Below are 16,782 nucleotides of genomic sequence, written 5' to 3'. Positions count from 1 at the left end.
CCCGAATCGTGCGACGCCGGGGGGGGGGGGGCCGCCTTCCTCTTTGTGGGGTTTTAACCCCCGCCGGGGGGGGCGCCCCGCGCCGGGGCCGCCGCACCGTCCGGCCACAAGGGTCAGAGCTCCAACGTCACCTGGTACTCCGTCAGCCAGGCGTCCAGGTCCAGCGCGAAGTCGACGCCCAGCAGGACCGACCGCGGGTCGGTGTCCGGGGCGAGCGCGGCGGCGAGCCGACCCCGGTCGAGCAGGCCGAGGGCGGGGGACTCGTGCCCGGCGGCGAGCTGGGCGAGTTCGGCGCGCAGCAGCGCCGGGTAGTGCGGGTCGGCGGTGACCGGGTACGGGCTCTTCACCCGGTCGGCGATCGCGGCCGGCAGGACGTCCCGGACGGCGGCGCGCAGCAGGCTCTTCTCCCGTCCGTCGAAGCTCTTCATCGCCCACGGGGTGTTGAAGACGTACTGGACCAGCCGGTGGTCGCAGAACGGCACCCGTACCTCCAGCCCGTTGGCCATGCTCATCCGGTCCTTGCGGTCGAGCAGGATGCAGACGAAGCGGGTCAGGTTGAGGTAGGAGATCTCGCGCATCCGCCGCTCCAGCGGGTCGGCGTGGTCCAGGTGCGGGACCTCGGCGATCGCCTCGCGGTAGCGGGCCCTGCGGTAGCCGTCCAGGTCGAGCTTGGTGAGCAGGCCGGCGTCCAGCAGGTGTTCGCGCGGGACGGAGCCGGGGCCGGCGATGGTGGCCATGCCGGCGAGCCAGGGGAAGTCCTCGGTGGCGACGGTCGTCGGGTCGTGGAACCAGCGGTAGCCGCCGAACAGCTCGTCGGCGGACTCGCCGGACAGCGCCACGGTGGACTCCCGGCGCACGCCCCGGAAGAGCAGCAGCAGCGAGATGTCCATGTCGCCGACGCCGCTCGGCAGGTCGCGGGCGCGCAGCACGGTGGCGCGCCGGGACGGGTCGGTGAGCTCGGCGGCGCCCAGCTCGATCACCGTGTGGTCGGCGCCGACGTGCTCGGCGAGCAGCTCGGCGTAGGGGCTGTCCTGGGTCTGCCGCACCTCGTCGGTGTGGAAGTTCCGGTTCTGGCCGGTGAAGTCGACGGAGAAGGAGCGCACCGGGCCGGCCCCGGCCCGGCGCAGCGTCATCGCGGCGAGGGCGGTGACGGCGCTGGAGTCCAGGCCGCCGGAGAGCAGCGAGCACAGCGGCACGTCCGAGTCCAGCTGGCGGTGGACGATGTCGTCCAGCAGGGCCCGGACGGTGGCGACGGTGGCCTCCAGCGAGTCGGCGTGCTCGCGCGCCTCCAGCGCCCAGTACCGGCGTACCGAGATGCCCTCGCGGCGCACCCGCACCACGTGTCCCGGCCGGACCTCGTGGATGCCCCGGTACGGGGTGAGGCCGGGGGTGCGGGTGTGGGCGAGCAGTTCGCGCAGCCCGTCCAGGTCGACCACCGGGCGCACCGAGGGGTGGGCCAGGATCGCCTTGACCTCGGAGCCGAAGAGCACGCCGTCCGGGGTGGGGTGGTAGTGCAGCGGCTTGACGCCCATCCGGTCGCGGACCAGTAGCAGCTCCTCGCGCCGGGCGTCCCAGATCGCGAAGGCGAACATGCCGTTGAGCCGCTCGGCCAGGCGCTCGCCCCACTCCAGGTAGGCGTGCAGCACGACCTCGGTGTCGCTGCGGGTGCGGAAGCGGTGCCCGGCCGCCTCCAGTTCCGCGCGCAGCTCGCGGTGGTTGTAGACCTCGCCGCTGTAGGTGAGCGCGGCCAGCAGCCGGCCGTCGTGCTCGACCGTCATCGGCTGGACACCGCCCTCGACGTCGATCACCGCGAGTCGGCGGTGGCCGAGTGCGGCGTGCGGCTGCAGGTGGACGCCCCCGGCGTCCGGGCCGCGGCAGAGCTGGGTGGCCGTCATCGCGTCGAGGACGTCCCGTTCGGCGGTGAGGTCGTGTTCGAAGGCGACCCATCCGGTGATCCCGCACATCAGCAAGCCTCCGGTCTTCCGCTGCGTGTTCTCCGGATCACGCTACGTGTGGAATCGGCGCCGCTTCAAGGGCCTGTCGGGAGGGTGACGGGCGGGGGTCCATCTGGTTGCCTGAGCTGAAAGTCGCAAAGTCTGCCCGAATTCGGGCAAGATCTTTGGCTTCGGCGGGCGGCGCGACCTAGAGTCCTCACTCGTGCCGAGCTCACCCCACCCTCACGAAGACCTCCTCGCCCACCTCACCCGGACCAGCCCGCTCGGGCCCCGGGAGGCGGCGCGGGTCGTGGCGGAGGTGCTGGCGTACTTCTCCGAGAGCACCGAGGAGTACGTGCGTCGCCGCCACGGCGAGCTCCAGGCACGCGGCCTGACCAACGAGCGGATCTTCGCCCGGCTCGCCGAGGAGCTCTCCGCCCGCCGCGTCGCGGCGCCGGAGCTCTCGGCCCGCCAGTTGCGCCGGATCGTCTACGGCTGAGCGCCGCCCCCCACCCCGCCAGGCCGCGCGACCGTCCCGAGACCCGACCTTCTCCAGATCCGACCTTCCCAAGAGGAGATCACGCATGTGCGGAATCGTGGCCTACATCGGCCCCAAGGACGCGACCCCCTTCCTGCTGGAGGGGCTCGCCCGGCTGGAGTACCGCGGCTACGACTCGGCCGGCGTCGCCGTCGCCGGGCGCACCGGCGGGATCAAGCTCCGCAAGGTCAAGGGCCGGGTCGCCGACCTCGCGGCGGCCGTGCCGGCCCGGTTCAAGGGCACCACCGGCATCGGCCACACCCGCTGGGCCACCCACGGCGTCCCCAGCGACGCCAACGCCCACCCGCACCTGGACACCGCCGAGCGGATCGCCGTCGTCCACAACGGCATCATCGAGAACGCCGACGAGCTGCGCGCCAAGCTGACCGCCGACGGCGCCGTGTTCCGCTCCGAGACCGACACCGAGGTGCTCTCCCACCTGATCGCCGCGCACGCCACCGAGGGCGTCGAGCTGGAGGACGCCGTCCGCGCCGCACTCGGCCGCGTCGTCGGCACCTACGGCATCGCGGTGCTGGACGCCGAGCAGCCGGACCGCATCGTGGTCGCCCGCAACGGCAGCCCGATCGTGCTCGGCCTCGGCGAGAAGGAGATGTTCGTCGCCTCCGACGTCTCCGCCCTGGTCCGCTACACCCGCCAGGTCGTGCACCTGGAGGACGGCGAGCTGGCCACCGTCCGCGCCGACGGCTTCCGCACCTTCACCTCGGACGCCCGCACCACCCACCGCCAGCCGTCCACCGTGGACTGGGAGATCGACTCCTACGACACCGCCGGCTACGAGCACTTCCTGCTCAAGGAGATCCACGAGCAGCCCACCTCGGTCGAGCGCACCCTCAGCGGCCGGCTGGACGAGCGCTTCAGCACCGCCCACCTCGGCGGCCTCAACCTGGACGCCCGGGAGCTGCGCGAGATCCGCCGGGTGAAGATCCTCGGCTGCGGATCCGCCTACTACGCGGGTGAGATGGGCGCGCAGCTGATCGAGGAGCTGGCCCGGATCCCCGCCCACAGCGAGCCGGCCTCCGAGTTCCGCTACCGCAACCCGGTGATCGAGGCGGACACCCTGTACGTCGCGGTCAGCCAGTCCGGCGAGACCTACGACACGCTGGCCGCCGTCCAGGAGATCAAGCGCAAGGGCGGCCGGGTGCTCGGCGTCGTCAACACCGTGGGCAGCGCGATCGCCCGCGAGTGCGACGGCGGCATCTACCTGCACGCCGGCCCCGAGGTCTCGGTCGCCTCCACCAAGGCGTTCACCTCCACCGTGGTCGCCTTCGCCCTGCTCGCCCTGCACTTCGGCCGCATCCACGACCTCTCGCCCGCCGACGGCCGCCGGATCGTCTCGGCCCTGCAGGCCCTGCCGGACCAGATCCGGGAGGTCCTCGACCAGAGCGACGCGATCGCCCGGCTCGCCGCCGAGTACGCCGACTCCAGCGGCATGATGTTCATCGGCCGGGTCCGCGGCTACCCGGTCGCCCGCGAGGGCGCGCAGAAGCTCAAGGAGATCTCCTACGTCCACGCCGAGGCCTACCCGGCGAGCGAGCTCAAGCACGGCCCGCTGGCCCTGATCAGCCCCGAACTGCCCACCGTGGCCCTCGTCCCGGACGACGAGCTGCTCGACAAGAACCTCACCACCCTCGGCGAGATCAAGGCCCGCCACGGCCGGGTCATCGCCGTCGCCCACCGCCGCCCCGAGGAGAAGCTCGCCGACCACTGCATCCTGGTCCCCAAGAGCGAGCCGGAGTTGGACCCGCTGCTGCTCAACATCCCGCTGCAGCTGCTGGCCTACCACGCCGCCGTCGCCCTTGAGCGGGACGTGGACAAGCCGCGCAACCTGGCGAAGAGCGTGACGGTGGAGTAGTCCGCCGCCCGCCAGGCCCTGGGGCCCCGGTCGTTGTGCGGACGACCGGGGCCCTTCCGGCTCAGAACACCGAGCAGCCGGAGAGGGTGGTGAGGGTGTCGAGGGCGGTGACGGCGGCGACGGAGTTGCCGGCCTGGTCGAGGCGGGGGCCCCAGGCGCAGACGGCGGCGCGGCCGGGGAGTACGGCGAGGATGCCGCCCCCGACGCCGCTCTTGCCGGGCAGGCCGACGCGGAAGGCGAACTCGCCGGCGGCGTCGTAGGTGCCGCAGGTGAGGAGGACGGCGTTGACGCGCTTGGCCTCGCTGCGGGACATCAGCCGGGTGCCGTCGGTGCGCACGCCGTAGCGGGCGAGGAAGGAGCCGGCCAGCACGAGGTCGCGGCAGCTCGCGGCGACGGCGCAGTGGGCGTAGTAGTGGTCGAGGACCGTCTCGACCGGGTTCTCCAGGTTGCCGTGGCTGGCGATGAAGTGGGCGAGCGCGGCGTTGCGGTGGCCGTGCTCGGCCTCGGAGGCGGCGATCACCGGGTCGGTGTCCAGCAGCGGGTTGCCGGACTCGTGGCGCAGGAACTCCCGTACGGCGCCGGAGGCGTCGCCGGTCAGCGACTGCAGGCGGTCGGTGACCACCAGGGCGCCGGCGTTGATGAAGGGGTTGCGCGGGATGCCGTGCTCGGTCTCCAGCTGCACCAGGGAGTTGAAGGGGTTGCCGGAGGGCTCACGGCCGACGCCCCGCCAGAGGGCGTCACCGCCGTCGCGGCTGTGGGCCAGGGCGAGCGCCAGGGAGAACAGCTTGGAGACGCTCTGGATGGAGAACGGCTGCTCCCAGTCGCCGACGCCGTACAGCTCGCCGTCGACGGTGGCAACGGCCATGCCGAAGGCCTCCGGGTCCGCCGTGGCGAGGGCCGGGATGTAGTCGGCGACCCGGCCGCGGCCGGTGGTCGCCCGGGCGGCCGCCTCGGCGGCCTCCAGCAGCACCGGCCAGTCCAGGCTCTCCCCGTCGATCACGGCTTCCTCCACGTGCACACGCTTGACGATCATGGTTCGGACCGGGTGTCGGCCTTTCGGTGACACCCGGTCCGACCAGTGATTATCCGTGCTCCGGGGCCTTGCCGCGTCCGTGGTCCGCGTAGTGGTCCGTCCGTGCTGCGTCGGTGCTGCGCCGTGGTCCGTGCAGTGGGTCGTGCAGTGGGCCGTGCAAGGTGGGTGGACCGAAGGCCATCACCGGGCCGCCCGCCGCGGCGCGTTGACCGGCGCCTGGGAGCTGTGGTGTTACGGCGCGTTGGTCGGGGCCTGGAGGGGCGGGCCGGTGAGCAGTGTGCCGGCGTCCGAGTAGGGCCAGCCGTTGGGCACACAGCCGTGCAGGCCCTTGATCTGCTGCATCATCACCGGTGCCGGGGCGCCCGGGCCCGGGCAGTCGGGCGGTGGCGGTTCAGCGGGGGGTGCCGGCGGCTCCTGTCGGACGCGGGGTTCGGTCGGTTCCCGGAACCACTCGAAGGTGCCACCCGTGTGGCGTGTTCCTGGGGAACGGCGTCGGATTGGGGTGTTGTGGTGCGGGTCGACCGGTTCGACCGCTCCAAACCCACCAGCTGCCCTATCGGAGGCACCGTCATGTCCATCACCACCGTCCTCACCGTCGACGGCATGAGCTGCGGCCACTGCGAGAAGAGCGTGAGCGCCGGGCTGGCCGCCATCCCCGGTGTCACCGGCGTCGTCGCGGACGCGCCGAGCGGCCGGGTCACCGTGGCCTCGGCCCAGCCGCTGGAGGAGACGGCGCTGCGCAGCGCGGTGGACGGGGCCGGGTTCACCTTCGTCGGCCAGGTCTGACTCCGGTGCGGTGGGGTCTGCCGCCCGGACCCCGGCGGCAGACCCCGTCCGCCTCAGCCCATGCTCTTCGCGCCGTCCAGGGCCTCGCGGATGATGTCGGCGTGGCCCGCGTGCTGGGCGGTCTCGGCGACGATGTGCATCAGCACCCGGCGGGCCGACCACTCGGCGTCGGCCTCGAACCACGGGGCCTTCGGTAGCGGCCGAGTGGCACTCAGGTCGGCCAGAGTGGCCACCAACTCGTCCGTGCGGAGGGCCACTTCGGCGTACTCGGCGAGCACAGCGGCCAGCGTCTCACCAGGCAGCATGCGGAACTCGTCGGCGCGGCGGGCGAAGTCGGCCTCGGTCCAGGCGGTGAAGTCGGGCATCGCGGACGGGCCCTCCACGATGAAGTTCGCCCAGAGGCGCTCGACCGAGGTGACGTGCTTGATCAGCCCGCCCAGGCACAGCTCGCTCACGGTGCTCCGCGCGCCGGCCTGCTCGTCGGTGAGGTCGCGGGTGGTGAACCGCAGGAAGTGTCGCTGCTTCTCCAGCGCCACCAGGAGGTCGGCGCGCTCGCCGGTGACGGTGGTCTTGGCGTTGGCGTTGGCGGCGGAGGTGGTGGTCATGGTTCTGGCCTTCCGTTCGGTTCCTGCTCCCTCGGACAAGAACCACGGTACGGACCATTGCGGTCACTTCCTGTCCTGAATCCCGGAGAGAATCAGGGCATGGCGAACACCAGCACCCGGACGCTGCGACTGCTCTCCCTGCTCCAGACCCACCGGTTCTGGCCCGGCGAGGAACTGGCCGACCGACTCGGCGTCTCCGTCCGCACCCTGCGCCGCGACGTCGACCGGCTGCGCGAACTCGGCTACCCCGTCGAGGCCCAGCGCGGGGTCGACGGCGGCTACCAACTGGCGGCGGGCGCGGCGCTGCCACCGCTGGTCATCGACGACGAGGAGGCGGTCGCACTCGCGGTGGGCCTGCAGGCGGCGGCCGAGAGCCCGGTCGAGGGCGTCGGCGAAGCCTCCGTACGGGTGCTGGCCAAGGTCGTCCAGGTGATGCCGGCCCGGCTGCGTCGCAGGGTCGAGGCGCTGCGCGCGATGACCGTCCCGGTCGACTGGGGCACCTCCACGGGCTCCGGCGTCGACCCGGACGTCCTCACGGTGGTCGCCCTGGCCTGCCGCGACGGCGAACGGCTCCGTTTCTCCTACACCGCCGCCTCCGCGCCCCGCACCGAACGTCACGTCGAGCCGCACCGGCTGGTCAGCCTGGACCGGCGCTGGTACCTGGTCGCCTACGACCTCGACCGCGCCGACTGGCGGAGCTTCCGCCTGGACCGCCTCACCACCCCCCAGGGCAGCGGTGCCCGCTTCGCCCAGCGACCCCTCCCCGCAGCCGACGCCGCCGAGTTCGTCCGTGCCGGCCGCAGCGGCATGCCCCGGCCGCACCGGGTGGAGGCCCTGGTGGAGGCGCCCGCCGAGCGCGTGCGCGCGCACGTGGGGCGCTGGGGCGAGGTCGAGGAGGCCGGGGCCGAGCGCTGCCGGCTCGTGATGACGGCGGACTCGCTGGACTGGCCCGCGATGGCCCTGGGCTCGCTCGGTGCCGAGTTCCAGGTTGTGCGGCCGCCCGAACTGCGGGAGCTGCTCGGCGAGTGGGCGGCCCGTTTCGGGCGGGCGGCGGGGGCGGGGGCGGGGGCGGAGTAGGAAGTCGGCCCGGTCGACTTCCCCTGCGGCCCGGTGGTGGGGGGATTGGGCTGATCGGTTCAGGCCCTCGCGGACCGGGGAGTTCGGAGGTGCACAGGAAGTCGGCCCGGTCGACTTCTCGTGCGGCGGGGGCTCACGGGGCGATGGACTCGATGGTGCTGCGGAGGCGGTGGAGGGCCTCGGGGAGTCGGTCGAGTGGGGGTGTGGCGAGGGCGAGGCGGACGGCGTTGGGGTGGTGGTGGGGGGTGGTGGCGAAGGCGTCGGCGGTGGAGATGAGGATGCCCTCGGTGGCGAGGAGGGCGGCGACCTGGTCGGGGCGTTGGTGGGGTTCCAGGGTGAGCCACTGGATGTAGGAGCTGGGGTGGGCCGTGACGTCGAGGCCGGCCAGGGCGGTTCGGGCGAGGGCCTGGCGGGCGGCGGCGTCGGCGCGGCGTTGCTGTTCGAGGCGGGCGACCGTGCCGTCGGCGAGCCAGCCGGTGGCGAGGGCCGTCGTCAGGCCGGGGGCGCCCCAGGCGGCCGCGCGTAGCTGGGTGGTGGCGGCGCGCAGGTGGCGGTCGGGCAGGACGGCGAAGCCGAACCGCAGGCCCGGGGCGACGTTCTTGGACAGGCCGGCGACGTAGCAGGTGCGGTCGGGGGCGAGGGCGTGCAGCGGCGGGGGCGGTGCGGCCTCCAGGAAGGCGTAGGTGCCGTCCTCGATCAGCGTGCAGTCGTGTTCGGCGGCGATCGCGACGAGGCGCTCGCGCTGGGTGCGGTCCAGCACCCAGCCGAGCGGGTTGTGGACCGTCGGGATCGTGTACACCGCGCGGACCGGCCGGGCGCGGCAGAGGCGGTCGAGCGCGTCGAGGTCCGGGCCGGCCGGGGTGACCGGGACCGGGGCCGGGTCGAGGCCGTGGGCGGCGGCGAGCAGCTTGATGCCCGGGTAACTGAGCGCGTCGACGGCGAATACGTCCCCGGGGCGGGTGAGCGTGCGCAGGACGCAGTCCAGGGCCTGCTGCGCCCCGCTGGTGAGCAGGACGTTCTCCGGCGCCGTGTCGACCCCGCGGTCCAGCAGGTAGGTGGCCACGACGGCCCGGTCGTGCCGGTGGCCGCCCGGCGGGTGCTGGCGCAGCAGGGCCTCGGCGTCGCCGGAGGTGGCGAGCGCGCGCAGGGCCTGGCGCAGCAGGTCGCCCTGGCCGGGGGCGAGCGGCTGGTTGAAGGACAGGTCGGCCACCCGGGGCACCGGGAGCGCGCGCGAGGGCTCGATGCCGTCGTAGCCGGAGCGGACCCGGACGAAGGTGCCCCGGCCCTGTTCGCCGACCACCAGCCCGGCGGCGCCCAGTTCGGCGTACACCCGGGTGGCCGTGGCGAGGGCGATCCGGCGTTCCCGGGCGAGCGCGCGGTGGGTCGGCAGCCGGGTGCCGGCCGGGAGGGCGCCGGAGCGGATCGCGGCCGCGTACTCGTCGACGACGGCCTTGTAGGAGGGCGGTCGCATAGGGGGCCTGCCGTTCCGTGGTCCGAGCTGGGCGGAGGGTGGGGCGGAGCTCGTCAGGAGTGTATCCAGGACAATAACTGGATTGTCCTGGACCGGTGTTCCTAGCCTGCGACGAGCAGGGCTTGAGGCGAAAGGGAGCATCCGGCCATGACCGTCCGCAGCGAGCGGGACCAGCACGTCGTCACTCTCACCATCGACCGGGAGAAGAAGCTCAACGCCCTCGACTATCCGACGATCGACGCGCTGCTCGCCGACCTCGACCGGAGCGACGCCGACGACACCGTCCGCGCCGTCATCCTCACCGGCGCCGGGCAGCGCGCGTTCAGCGCGGGCGCGGACATCCCGTCCCTGGCCGCCAGCATCGCGGGCGGGCCCGAGCGGGCGCTGCGCGAGTTCGTCCGGCGCGGCCACACGCTGACCCGGCGGATCGAGGAATTCCCGAAGCCGGTCATCGTCGCCGTCAACGGGCTCGCGTACGGCGGTGGTTGCGAGATCACCGAGGCCGCGCCACTGGCGGTCGCGGCCGAGCACGCGAGCTTCGCCAAGCCGGAGATCTCGCTCGGCTTCCCGCCGCCCTTCGGCGGCTCACAGCGGCTGCCGCGCCACGTCGGCCGCAAGCGCGGGCTGGAGATGATCCTCACCGGCGACCCGATCCCGGCGGCCCGGGCCGCCGAGATCGGCCTGGTCAACTCGGTCGTTCCGGCGGACGAACTCCTCGACTCGGCCCGGGACCTGGCGGACCGCATCATCCGACACGCGCCGACCGCCGTGGCGGCCTGCCTGCGGGCCGTCACCCGGGGGATCAACCTGCCGATCGACGAGGGCCTCGCGGTCGAGGCGGCGGCCTTCGCCGCCACCGTGCCGACGGACGGCGTCCGGGACGGGCTGCGGCGGTTCCTCGACCGCTCGCAGGCCCGCTGAAATTTCGCTTGGCCCGGAGCGGCGGCGGGGCGATCATGGCGGGATGTCCGATCTGCTTGCGCGTGTGACCGCCTTCCATGTCGCCTTCGCCCGCCGCCAGGCGGCCGAGATCGTCGAAGCCCCCGAGTTCCCCGGGGTGTTCGCGGTCCGGGACGAGGAGTTCGTCCGCTCCCACGAGCACAACCACCTGGTCGTCACGGGGCCGGGCACCGATCCGGCGATGCTGCCCGAGCTGGCGGCGCGGTGGCTCGGGCGGCGCGGCCAGTACGCGATCACCATGCTGGACGACGAGTGGGGCGAGCGGGCCGCTCCGGTGCTGGCCGAGGCCGGGTACGAGTCGGGCGCCATCGTGCTCCTGACACGCGAGACGGAGGGCTGTGAACTGCCCGAACCGGCCGCGCTCCCGGCCGAGTTGGGCGAGCTGCGGGCGCCGGTCCTGCGTCAGCAGTCGGAGTGGTACGAGGACGCGGAACTCGCCCGTCAGCTCACCGAGCGCCGGGCCGCCCGGCTGCGCGGCGCCGAGCAGGTGCACTTCCTGGCCGCCCGGACACCGGACGGGCGGATCGCGGCCTGGAGCGACCTCTACCTCGACCGGGCTGCCGGGCTGGCCCAGCTGGAGGACCTGGTCACCGGTACCCGGCATCGCGGCGCGGGCCACGGCGACACCCTGCTCGCCACCGGCCTGGCGCTGGCCGCCGCCGCCGGCATCCCCCGGCTCTTCCTCGCCGCGGAGGCCGCCGACTGGCCGCGGGAGTGGTACGGACGGCGGGGCTTCACCGAGATCGGCCGCATCCACTCCTTCCACTCGCGCTGAGCGGTGGAAGGGGCGGCGGCCGGCGGTCGACCCCGCTCGGTCAGGACGGAGACTTGAACCCTCCCCCAGCTGAAGCAGGGGATTCCTGGCTCAGGAAGCCCCACAGGTCAGCGACCCGCAAGGTCTTACTCCCTCAGCACCAGCCGGGACGGAACCTGCCCGGTTTTGTACGGCAAAGCAGAGGTGGCCCGTGCTTGGTTCTCGCAACGTGCCGTCGTGCCAGCTTGGTTCTCGCTCAGCACATCGTGCAACCTACCCGATCACGTGGGGTATCTGCGGAGCCTGCTGGACGTCCTGCCGGAGGACTTCGCCGAGCTGCCGGGCGCCGTCCCGGGGGAGGAGGGCCTGCGGCGGGCCCTGGACGGTGGCGCACCGTCGGTCAGGGAGTGGCGACGGTCGGAGGGCTAGCGGGTGTCGCGTCCCGCCCGCAGTGGGCCGCGACGGTGTCGGCGAAGGCCCGGGCCAGCGGGCCCAGGGTGTCCCAGTCGCGCAGCGCCCAGCCGACGGTGAGGCCGGGCAGGTCGGGCAGGGGCAGCAGCCGCAGGCCCGGGTGGCCGGGGCCCTGCCACTCGGGGAGTGCGGGTACGACGGCCTGACCGAGGCCGAGTTCGGCCAGCAGGATGGCGGTGTCCCAGTCCGTGACGCTGGTGTCGAAGACCGGCCGGATGCCCGACTTGCCCAGCCAGTCGTCGAGTTGAGAGCGGGACACCGAGTTCTGCGGCAGCCCGATGAGCCGGGCGTCCTGGAGGTCGGCGGGTTCGACGCGGTCCCGGGCGGCGAGCGGGTCGTTGGCCGCGACGGCGAGGACCCAGGGCAGGTCCACCACGGGCCGCTGGTCGACGCCGCGGACGGGGGTGCCGAGGGTGATCCAGGCCAGGTCGACGTGCCCGGCGGTGAGCGCCTCCAGGCAGTTGCGGCTGGAGACCCCGGTCTGGAACTCCAGGCTGACCTGCGGGAAGCGCTTTCGGAAGTCCACCACGGCCGCGGACATGAAGTGCCGGATACTGGTGGCGCCGGTGGTGATCCGTACCGATCCGCCTTCCCCGCGCGCGAGTTCGGCGATGGTGCGCAGCGCGTGGTCGATCCCGCCCAGGCCGGTGGCCACGGCCGTCTGCAGATGGCGTCCGGCCTTGGTGGGGACGACGCCGCGCGGGTGGCGCTCGATCAGGGTGAGGCCGAGTTCGCGCTCCAGCCGCTTCACGTGCTGGCTGACGGCGGACTGGCTGCACGCCAGGTCGCGGGCCACGGCGCTGAGCGAGCCGGCCCGGCAGACGGCGGCGAAGACACGGAGGTCGTCAAGAGTCACGGTGATCCAAGGTAATGCTTGGAAGTGTCCCAGCAAACCGGTGGATTGACTTGGATGTCCGGCAGGATCGATCATCGATCGCAGGGCCCGCGAGAAGGGCGGCAACCCGCCCGCTGCCTTCGCGGCGTTCCGGACGCCGAGGCGGGGGTACGGCGGGTGTCGACCCGTAGGAGTTCGCTGGATCGGCTGCATCAGGTACGTGAGCGACATCAGGTACGGAGGGGGAGCGGCATGCGGTACGCCGACGGTCCGGGCACGCAGTGCGAGGTGATCGTCGGGGCTGAGGTGGAGCGGGTCTGGGGGTTGGTGACCGACATCGCCCTGCCCGCCCGGCTCAGCCCGGAGCTCCAGCAGGTCGCCTGGCTGGACGGCGCGGACGGCCCCGCGATGGGCGCGCGCTTCGAGGGGCACAACCGCCGGGTGAACATGCGCGACTGGCGGACGGTCTCCGAGGTGATCGAACTGACGGAGTGCCGCGCCTTCGCCTGGGCCGTCATGGACGTAGACGGCCGGTACGGCGACCCGGTGTCGGAGGTGCCCGGTGCGCTGGCCCGGTGGCGCTTCGACCTGACTCCCGAGGACGGTGGCACCCGGGTGCGCCAGTCGGTGGTCATCGGCCCCGGCCGCAGCGGCGTCACCCTGGCCATCGAGGCCAGGCCGGAGCTGGAGGAGAAGATCGTCGCCTTTCGGCTGGATGAGTTGCGCGGCGGCATGACGGCGACCCTGGAGGGCGTCAAGTCGCTGGCCGAGGCGGGGCGTTAGATCGACGTGGAGACGGAGTTCGCGGGCCTGCTGGAGGCGGTCCGGGCCTCGGCGGAGCGGCTCGGCGCGAGTGTCGGGACGCTGACCGACCGGGAGGCCCGGGAACCGTCGCCGCTGCCCGGTTGGAGTCGGGGGCACGTCCTCACCCACCTCGCCCGCAGCGCCGACGCGTACCGGTGGATGCTCGCCGTGGCCCGTACCGACACGCCGGCCGGGCCGCGCGCCGACTCCGCCGAGCTGGAACGGCGGTTGCGCGAGGGCGCGGAGCGGGGCGCCGGCGCGCTGGTCACGGACCTGCGGGGCAGTCTGGACGGGCTGCTCGCGGACGCGGCGGCGCTGCCCGCCGAGCGCAGGGCGGTGCTGGTCGCCGCGCTGGCGGGGTGGCGGCACCCGGCCTGGTACCTCCTGTGGCGGGCCTGGCGCGAGCTTGAGGTGCACCATGTGGACCTGAACCTCGGCTACTCGGCGCGGAGTTGGCCGGAGGCCTTCGTCCGGCGGGCGCTGGAGGAGAGCGTGGCGGCGCTGGCCGCGCGGCGGGTCGCGGTCGCCCGGATCGAGGCCGAGGACCTCGGCCGTACCTGGACCCTCGGCGAGCAGGGCCCGGTGGTGCGCGGCCCGGGGCACGCGCTGCTCGCCTGGTTCGCCGGGCGCGGTCCGGCGGCGGACCTGTGCTCGGACGGTCCGCCGCCGGTGCTGCCGCCGTGGCCGCTGCCGCCGGTGCCCGGCTGGGGGTGAGGGGTCAGACATCCCATGCCGTAGCGATGTCAAGCTGCGGCTGGAAGGGTTGCGTGGTGTGACCAGGCGGTGGCCTCGTCGTAGAGGGTTCTGGTTTTGAGGCATCCATGGAGGATGCCGACGAGACGGTTGCCGAGCTGGCGCAGGGCGGGGTTGTAGTCCAGGTCCCGGGCTCGCTGTTTGTCGTAGTAGCGGCGGGCGCCGGGTGACCTCTGCAGCGAGCAGAAGGCTTGGCGTTGCAGGGCGTCGGCGAGGCGGTTGTTGCGGACGTAGCGGGCCTGGACGGTGTGGCTCTTGCCGGAGGCGCGGGTGACGGGGCTGGTGCCGGCGTAGTTCTTGCGGGCCTTGGCGGACGTGTAGCGGGTGGGGTCGTCCCCGAACTCGGCGAGCACCCGGGCGCCGGTGATCTCGCCGATGCCGGGCATCGACAGGTAGATCTCAGCGTCCGGGTGCGCGAGAAAATGCGCGCTCACCTGCTGTTCCAGCGCCTGTATCTGCTCGTTCAGTGCAATCAGCAGCCTCGCGTGCGCGACCGCCGCCGCGCCGTAGGCGGCGGTGACCGGCGCGGGCAGGCCGAGCCGGGGCGCACGGAGTGCGGCCTGGATCGCGGCGGCCTTCTGGTCCCGGTCACGGCGCCGGTGTCTGGCCAGGACCGCGGTGATCTGCGGGTTCGTCAGCTTCGCCGCCTCCTGGGGTGTGGGGGCCTTGATCAGCAGTTCCATCGCGTCGGTACTGGTCAGTTCAAGGCCGGCGTAGGCAGCCAGCGCGCCGGGGAAGTACTCGCGCAGCGTGCTCCGCAGCCGCTGAAAGGTGCGGGTGCGCTCCCAGACCAGCGTCTGGTGGGCGCGAGCGACCACGCGGACGGCCTGGGCCTTGTCACTGTCCCCGGCGATCGGCCGCAACTGGTCGCGGTCGATGCGGACCATGTCCGCGAGTGCGTGGGCGTCGCCCTTGTCGCTCTTGGCCCCGGAGGTGCCGTACCGCTCCTTGAACCGGGCAGCCTGTCGGGGATTGACCGCGTAGACCCGGTATCCGGCTGCGACCAGGGCCTGCACCCAGGGCCCCCGGTCGGTCTCGATGCCGACCGACACCTGCCCCGGTTCCGGCTCGTCGCCACTGTGCCGGGCGATGAGGGCGTGCAGCTTCGCGATGCCCTCCACGCCTTCCGGCAGCCGGACGGTGGCGAGCTTGCGGCCCGTCTCGTCCTGCACTTCGACATCGTGGTGGTCTTCGGCCCAGTCGTCGCCGATGAACAGCACCAGCACCCCAGCCCTTCGCTCTCGTCGGATCCTTGCCTGCAGCCTGCGGAAGGCACGGCTCGCGCCCTAATGGATCCAGTGCTCACGCCCGACCTGCAGGCGGGCACGCCATCCCATCAGCGGTCATGGCCTCCCGGCCGACCAGCGAGGGCACGGTCTGACCCCAGAGCTCACACTGGCTCCGGGCTTGGTAGTGCTCACTCGCTGGCGGCTACGGACCGTAGTTTCCCCTACGGTCCGACGAGTCCCATTAGGGGTTGAGCGTCCGGCCCTCCGCGGCGAGCAGGGCGGCCGCGATCTCCGGGAAGCCCCGCCGCTCGGCGTGGGTGCGGGCCGTGGTGCCGTCGGCGTCCGGGAGGAGCGGGTCGGCGCCGTGGGCCAGGAGGATGTCGACGATCTCCCGATGGGCGGGGCCGCCGTCGCCGAGCTGGACCGCCTCCAGCAGGGCCGTCCAGCCGAGGTCGTTGACGTGGTCGACGTCGATGGCGGTCTCGGTGAGCACCGCGCGGACGTAGGCGACGTGGCCGCGTTCGGCGGCCGGGATGACCGAGACGCCGCCGTAGCGGTTGCGGCGGGTGAGGTCGGGGCCACCCGGGAGCAGCGCGTGCAGCATCGGGACGCTGCCGGTGATGCCGGTGACCAGCCAGGGGCTGTTCAGCTGAGGGTCCTGGGCGTTGACGTCGGCGCCGGCCTCGACCAGCAGCCGGGCGACGGCGACCCGGTCGGCGAAGGCGGCCCGCAGCAGCGGGGTGCGGCCCTCGTCGTCCCGCGCCTCGACGCTCGCGCCCGCGGCCAGGGCCGCGCGGACGGCGTCGAGTCCGCCGCGCTCGGCGGCGTCCAGCAGGGACCGGTCGGCGGGGGACAGCGGACGGTCGGTCATGGCGGGGCTCCTCCACGGGTTGGTGCGCGATTCCGGTCCGTCACCAGCTTGAGGGCTCCGGGCGGCCGGTGGTGTCGGCGGGGCGGGCGGGATCGTGGGGCTGAACGGTGGACGGCCGGGTCAACCGATCGGATGACCCGGCCGTCCACCGCTTCCAGGAGAGTGGTCGGCCGCGACCGGTCAGGAGAGCGCGTCGGCGCGGTGGGTGGGCCGCCCGTCCACGACGGTGAGCAGGACGGGGAGGCCGGCGAGTTCGGTGGCGCGGGTGGTGAGCGGGTCGGCGGCCAGGACGGTCAGGTCGGCGGGGCGGCGCGCTCGACCAGTTCGCAGGCAGCGTCCTCCAGTAGCAGGCCGGTGGGGCGGCCGGCGGCGTCGCAGACCACCTCGGCGGCCTGGTCGAAGGTGCGCGGGCCGTCGACGCCGGCCAGCTCCAGGGCGCGCGGGCTGGCGATCATGGAGTGGGCGTCGAAGAGCAGGAGCAGCGCCGGAACGAATCCCCCGGCAGCCCCTTCTGGTACCGCGCCGGCGTCAACCCCGCCGGTGTCCTGGCCCTGGCCGCGGGCTTCACCACCTCGGCGCTGTGCGTCGACACCCTGTACACCGGCCCGGTGGCGGCCCTGACGGGCGTGGACCTGGCACTGCCGGTGGGCATGCTCGTGGCCGCTGCGGTCTACGCCCCCCCTGATGCGTCGAGCCGTAGGGCGGCGCAGCGCCTGACGGCCGGGGCCGGTCGCTCGGGAAGTCGGCGGGTCCGACTTCCCGAGCGGGCGGTTGGGGCTGCTGACTAG

At 73.4% G+C, this 16,782-nt stretch carries 17 protein-coding genes and 1 pseudogene; 10 read left to right on the top strand and 8 right to left on the bottom strand.

The genetic code is table 11. From position 1 onward, the window contains the following. Nucleotides 1-113: 113 nt before the first annotated feature. Nucleotides 114-1,964, bottom strand: a complete 1,851-nt coding sequence (gene asnB / locus ACGF12_RS15400) for an asparagine synthase (glutamine-hydrolyzing) (protein WP_393029045.1) — start codon at nucleotides 1,962-1,964, stop codon at nucleotides 114-116. A gap of 193 nt (nucleotides 1,965-2,157) precedes the next feature. Between asnB and ACGF12_RS15395 the strand changes: the two genes are divergently transcribed. Beyond that, entirely contained in the window at nucleotides 2,158-2,433 is a 276-nt protein-coding gene (locus ACGF12_RS15395) for a hypothetical protein (protein ID WP_393029042.1), read from the top strand. 85 nt (nucleotides 2,434-2,518) lie between these two features. After that, nucleotides 2,519-4,345 carry a glutamine--fructose-6-phosphate transaminase (isomerizing) gene (gene glmS / locus ACGF12_RS15390; protein WP_393029039.1) on the top strand — a complete coding sequence of 609 codons (1,827 nt, stop codon included), beginning with the start codon at nucleotides 2,519-2,521 and terminating at the stop codon, nucleotides 4,343-4,345. Between the two features lie 61 nt (nucleotides 4,346-4,406). Here the strand turns inward: glmS and ACGF12_RS15385 are convergent, their stop codons facing one another. Then, entirely contained in the window at nucleotides 4,407-5,378 is a 972-nt protein-coding gene (locus ACGF12_RS15385) for a glutaminase (protein ID WP_393029036.1), read from the bottom strand. Nucleotides 5,379-5,948: 570 nt separating this feature from the next. On the opposite strand from ACGF12_RS15385, the gene ACGF12_RS15380 reads away from it, so the two are divergent. Then, nucleotides 5,949-6,164, top strand: coding sequence for a heavy-metal-associated domain-containing protein (locus ACGF12_RS15380; protein ID WP_387614606.1), 216 nt, complete (start codon nucleotides 5,949-5,951; stop codon nucleotides 6,162-6,164). A gap of 53 nt (nucleotides 6,165-6,217) precedes the next feature. Here the strand turns inward: ACGF12_RS15380 and ACGF12_RS15375 are convergent, their stop codons facing one another. Next, on the bottom strand, nucleotides 6,218-6,769 hold the full coding sequence (locus ACGF12_RS15375) for a DinB family protein (protein ID WP_393029033.1): 552 nt from the start codon (nucleotides 6,767-6,769) through the stop codon (nucleotides 6,218-6,220). Between the two features lie 99 nt (nucleotides 6,770-6,868). Here ACGF12_RS15375 and ACGF12_RS15370 point away from each other — a divergent pair, with 99 nt between their 5' ends. Further along, complete coding sequence (locus tag ACGF12_RS15370; RefSeq protein WP_393029030.1) at nucleotides 6,869-7,846, top strand: helix-turn-helix transcriptional regulator; 978 nt, start codon at nucleotides 6,869-6,871, stop codon at nucleotides 7,844-7,846. A gap of 133 nt (nucleotides 7,847-7,979) precedes the next feature. Here ACGF12_RS15370 and ACGF12_RS15365 read toward each other — a convergent pair whose 3' ends face one another. Continuing rightward, on the bottom strand, nucleotides 7,980-9,317 hold the full coding sequence (locus ACGF12_RS15365; protein WP_393029027.1) for a PLP-dependent aminotransferase family protein: 1,338 nt from the start codon (nucleotides 9,315-9,317) through the stop codon (nucleotides 7,980-7,982). A gap of 147 nt (nucleotides 9,318-9,464) precedes the next feature. On the opposite strand from ACGF12_RS15365, the gene ACGF12_RS15360 reads away from it, so the two are divergent. The 3 genes from ACGF12_RS15360 (at nucleotide 9,465) to ACGF12_RS15350 (ending at nucleotide 11,460) form a co-directional block, all read left to right on the top strand. Beyond that, on the top strand, nucleotides 9,465-10,238 hold the full coding sequence (locus ACGF12_RS15360) for a crotonase/enoyl-CoA hydratase family protein (RefSeq protein ID WP_393029024.1): 774 nt from the start codon (nucleotides 9,465-9,467) through the stop codon (nucleotides 10,236-10,238). Nucleotides 10,239-10,281: 43 nt separating this feature from the next. Further along, complete coding sequence (locus tag ACGF12_RS15355; protein WP_393029021.1) at nucleotides 10,282-11,052, top strand: GNAT family N-acetyltransferase; 771 nt, start codon at nucleotides 10,282-10,284, stop codon at nucleotides 11,050-11,052. A gap of 264 nt (nucleotides 11,053-11,316) precedes the next feature. Further along, the gene (locus ACGF12_RS15350) at nucleotides 11,317-11,460 is read left to right on the top strand and encodes a hypothetical protein (RefSeq protein ID WP_393029018.1); all 144 of its coding nucleotides are present in this window, start codon (nucleotides 11,317-11,319) and stop codon (nucleotides 11,458-11,460) included. On the opposite strand, the gene ACGF12_RS15345 is transcribed toward ACGF12_RS15350, so the two are convergent. Continuing rightward, nucleotides 11,432-12,358 (bottom strand): LysR family transcriptional regulator, encoded by a 927-nt coding sequence (locus ACGF12_RS15345; protein ID WP_393029015.1) that lies wholly within the window; start codon nucleotides 12,356-12,358, stop codon nucleotides 11,432-11,434. The two genes, ACGF12_RS15350 and ACGF12_RS15345, sit on opposite strands and share 29 nt — an antisense overlap. A 231-nt stretch (nucleotides 12,359-12,589) precedes the next feature. Between ACGF12_RS15345 and ACGF12_RS15340 the strand changes: the two genes are divergently transcribed. Together ACGF12_RS15340 and ACGF12_RS15335 are read left to right on the top strand one after the other, a co-directional pair. Continuing rightward, entirely contained in the window at nucleotides 12,590-13,120 is a 531-nt protein-coding gene (locus ACGF12_RS15340; protein WP_393029012.1) for an SRPBCC family protein, read from the top strand. A 6-nt stretch (nucleotides 13,121-13,126) separates the two neighbouring features. Next, on the top strand, nucleotides 13,127-13,855 hold the full coding sequence (locus ACGF12_RS15335) for a maleylpyruvate isomerase family mycothiol-dependent enzyme (protein WP_393029010.1): 729 nt from the start codon (nucleotides 13,127-13,129) through the stop codon (nucleotides 13,853-13,855). A gap of 29 nt (nucleotides 13,856-13,884) precedes the next feature. Here ACGF12_RS15335 and ACGF12_RS15330 read toward each other — a convergent pair whose 3' ends face one another. From ACGF12_RS15330 to ACGF12_RS15320, 3 genes and pseudogenes are all read right to left on the bottom strand, one after another. Next, nucleotides 13,885-15,114 (bottom strand): IS110 family transposase, encoded by a 1,230-nt coding sequence (locus ACGF12_RS15330; RefSeq protein WP_393029152.1) that lies wholly within the window; start codon nucleotides 15,112-15,114, stop codon nucleotides 13,885-13,887. A 250-nt stretch (nucleotides 15,115-15,364) separates the two neighbouring features. Then, the gene (locus tag ACGF12_RS15325) at nucleotides 15,365-15,994 is read right to left on the bottom strand and encodes an ankyrin repeat domain-containing protein (protein ID WP_393029007.1); all 630 of its coding nucleotides are present in this window, start codon (nucleotides 15,992-15,994) and stop codon (nucleotides 15,365-15,367) included. A 302-nt stretch (nucleotides 15,995-16,296) separates the two neighbouring features. Continuing rightward, a pseudogene (locus tag ACGF12_RS15320) lies at nucleotides 16,297-16,485 on the bottom strand (amidohydrolase); the annotation flags it as partial. Here ACGF12_RS15320 and ACGF12_RS15315 point away from each other — a divergent pair. Continuing rightward, the gene (locus ACGF12_RS15315) at nucleotides 16,453-16,782 is read left to right on the top strand and encodes a hypothetical protein (RefSeq protein WP_393029004.1); all 330 of its coding nucleotides are present in this window, start codon (nucleotides 16,453-16,455) and stop codon (nucleotides 16,780-16,782) included. The pseudogene ACGF12_RS15320 and the gene ACGF12_RS15315 overlap by 33 nt on opposite strands.

The sequence above is a fragment of the Kitasatospora sp. NPDC048296 genome (assembly GCF_043201815.1).
Lineage (GTDB): Bacteria > Actinomycetota > Actinomycetes > Streptomycetales > Streptomycetaceae > Kitasatospora.
The sequence above is the reverse complement of the archived record's forward strand: the minus strand, read 5'-3'. Positions and strand labels throughout refer to the sequence as shown.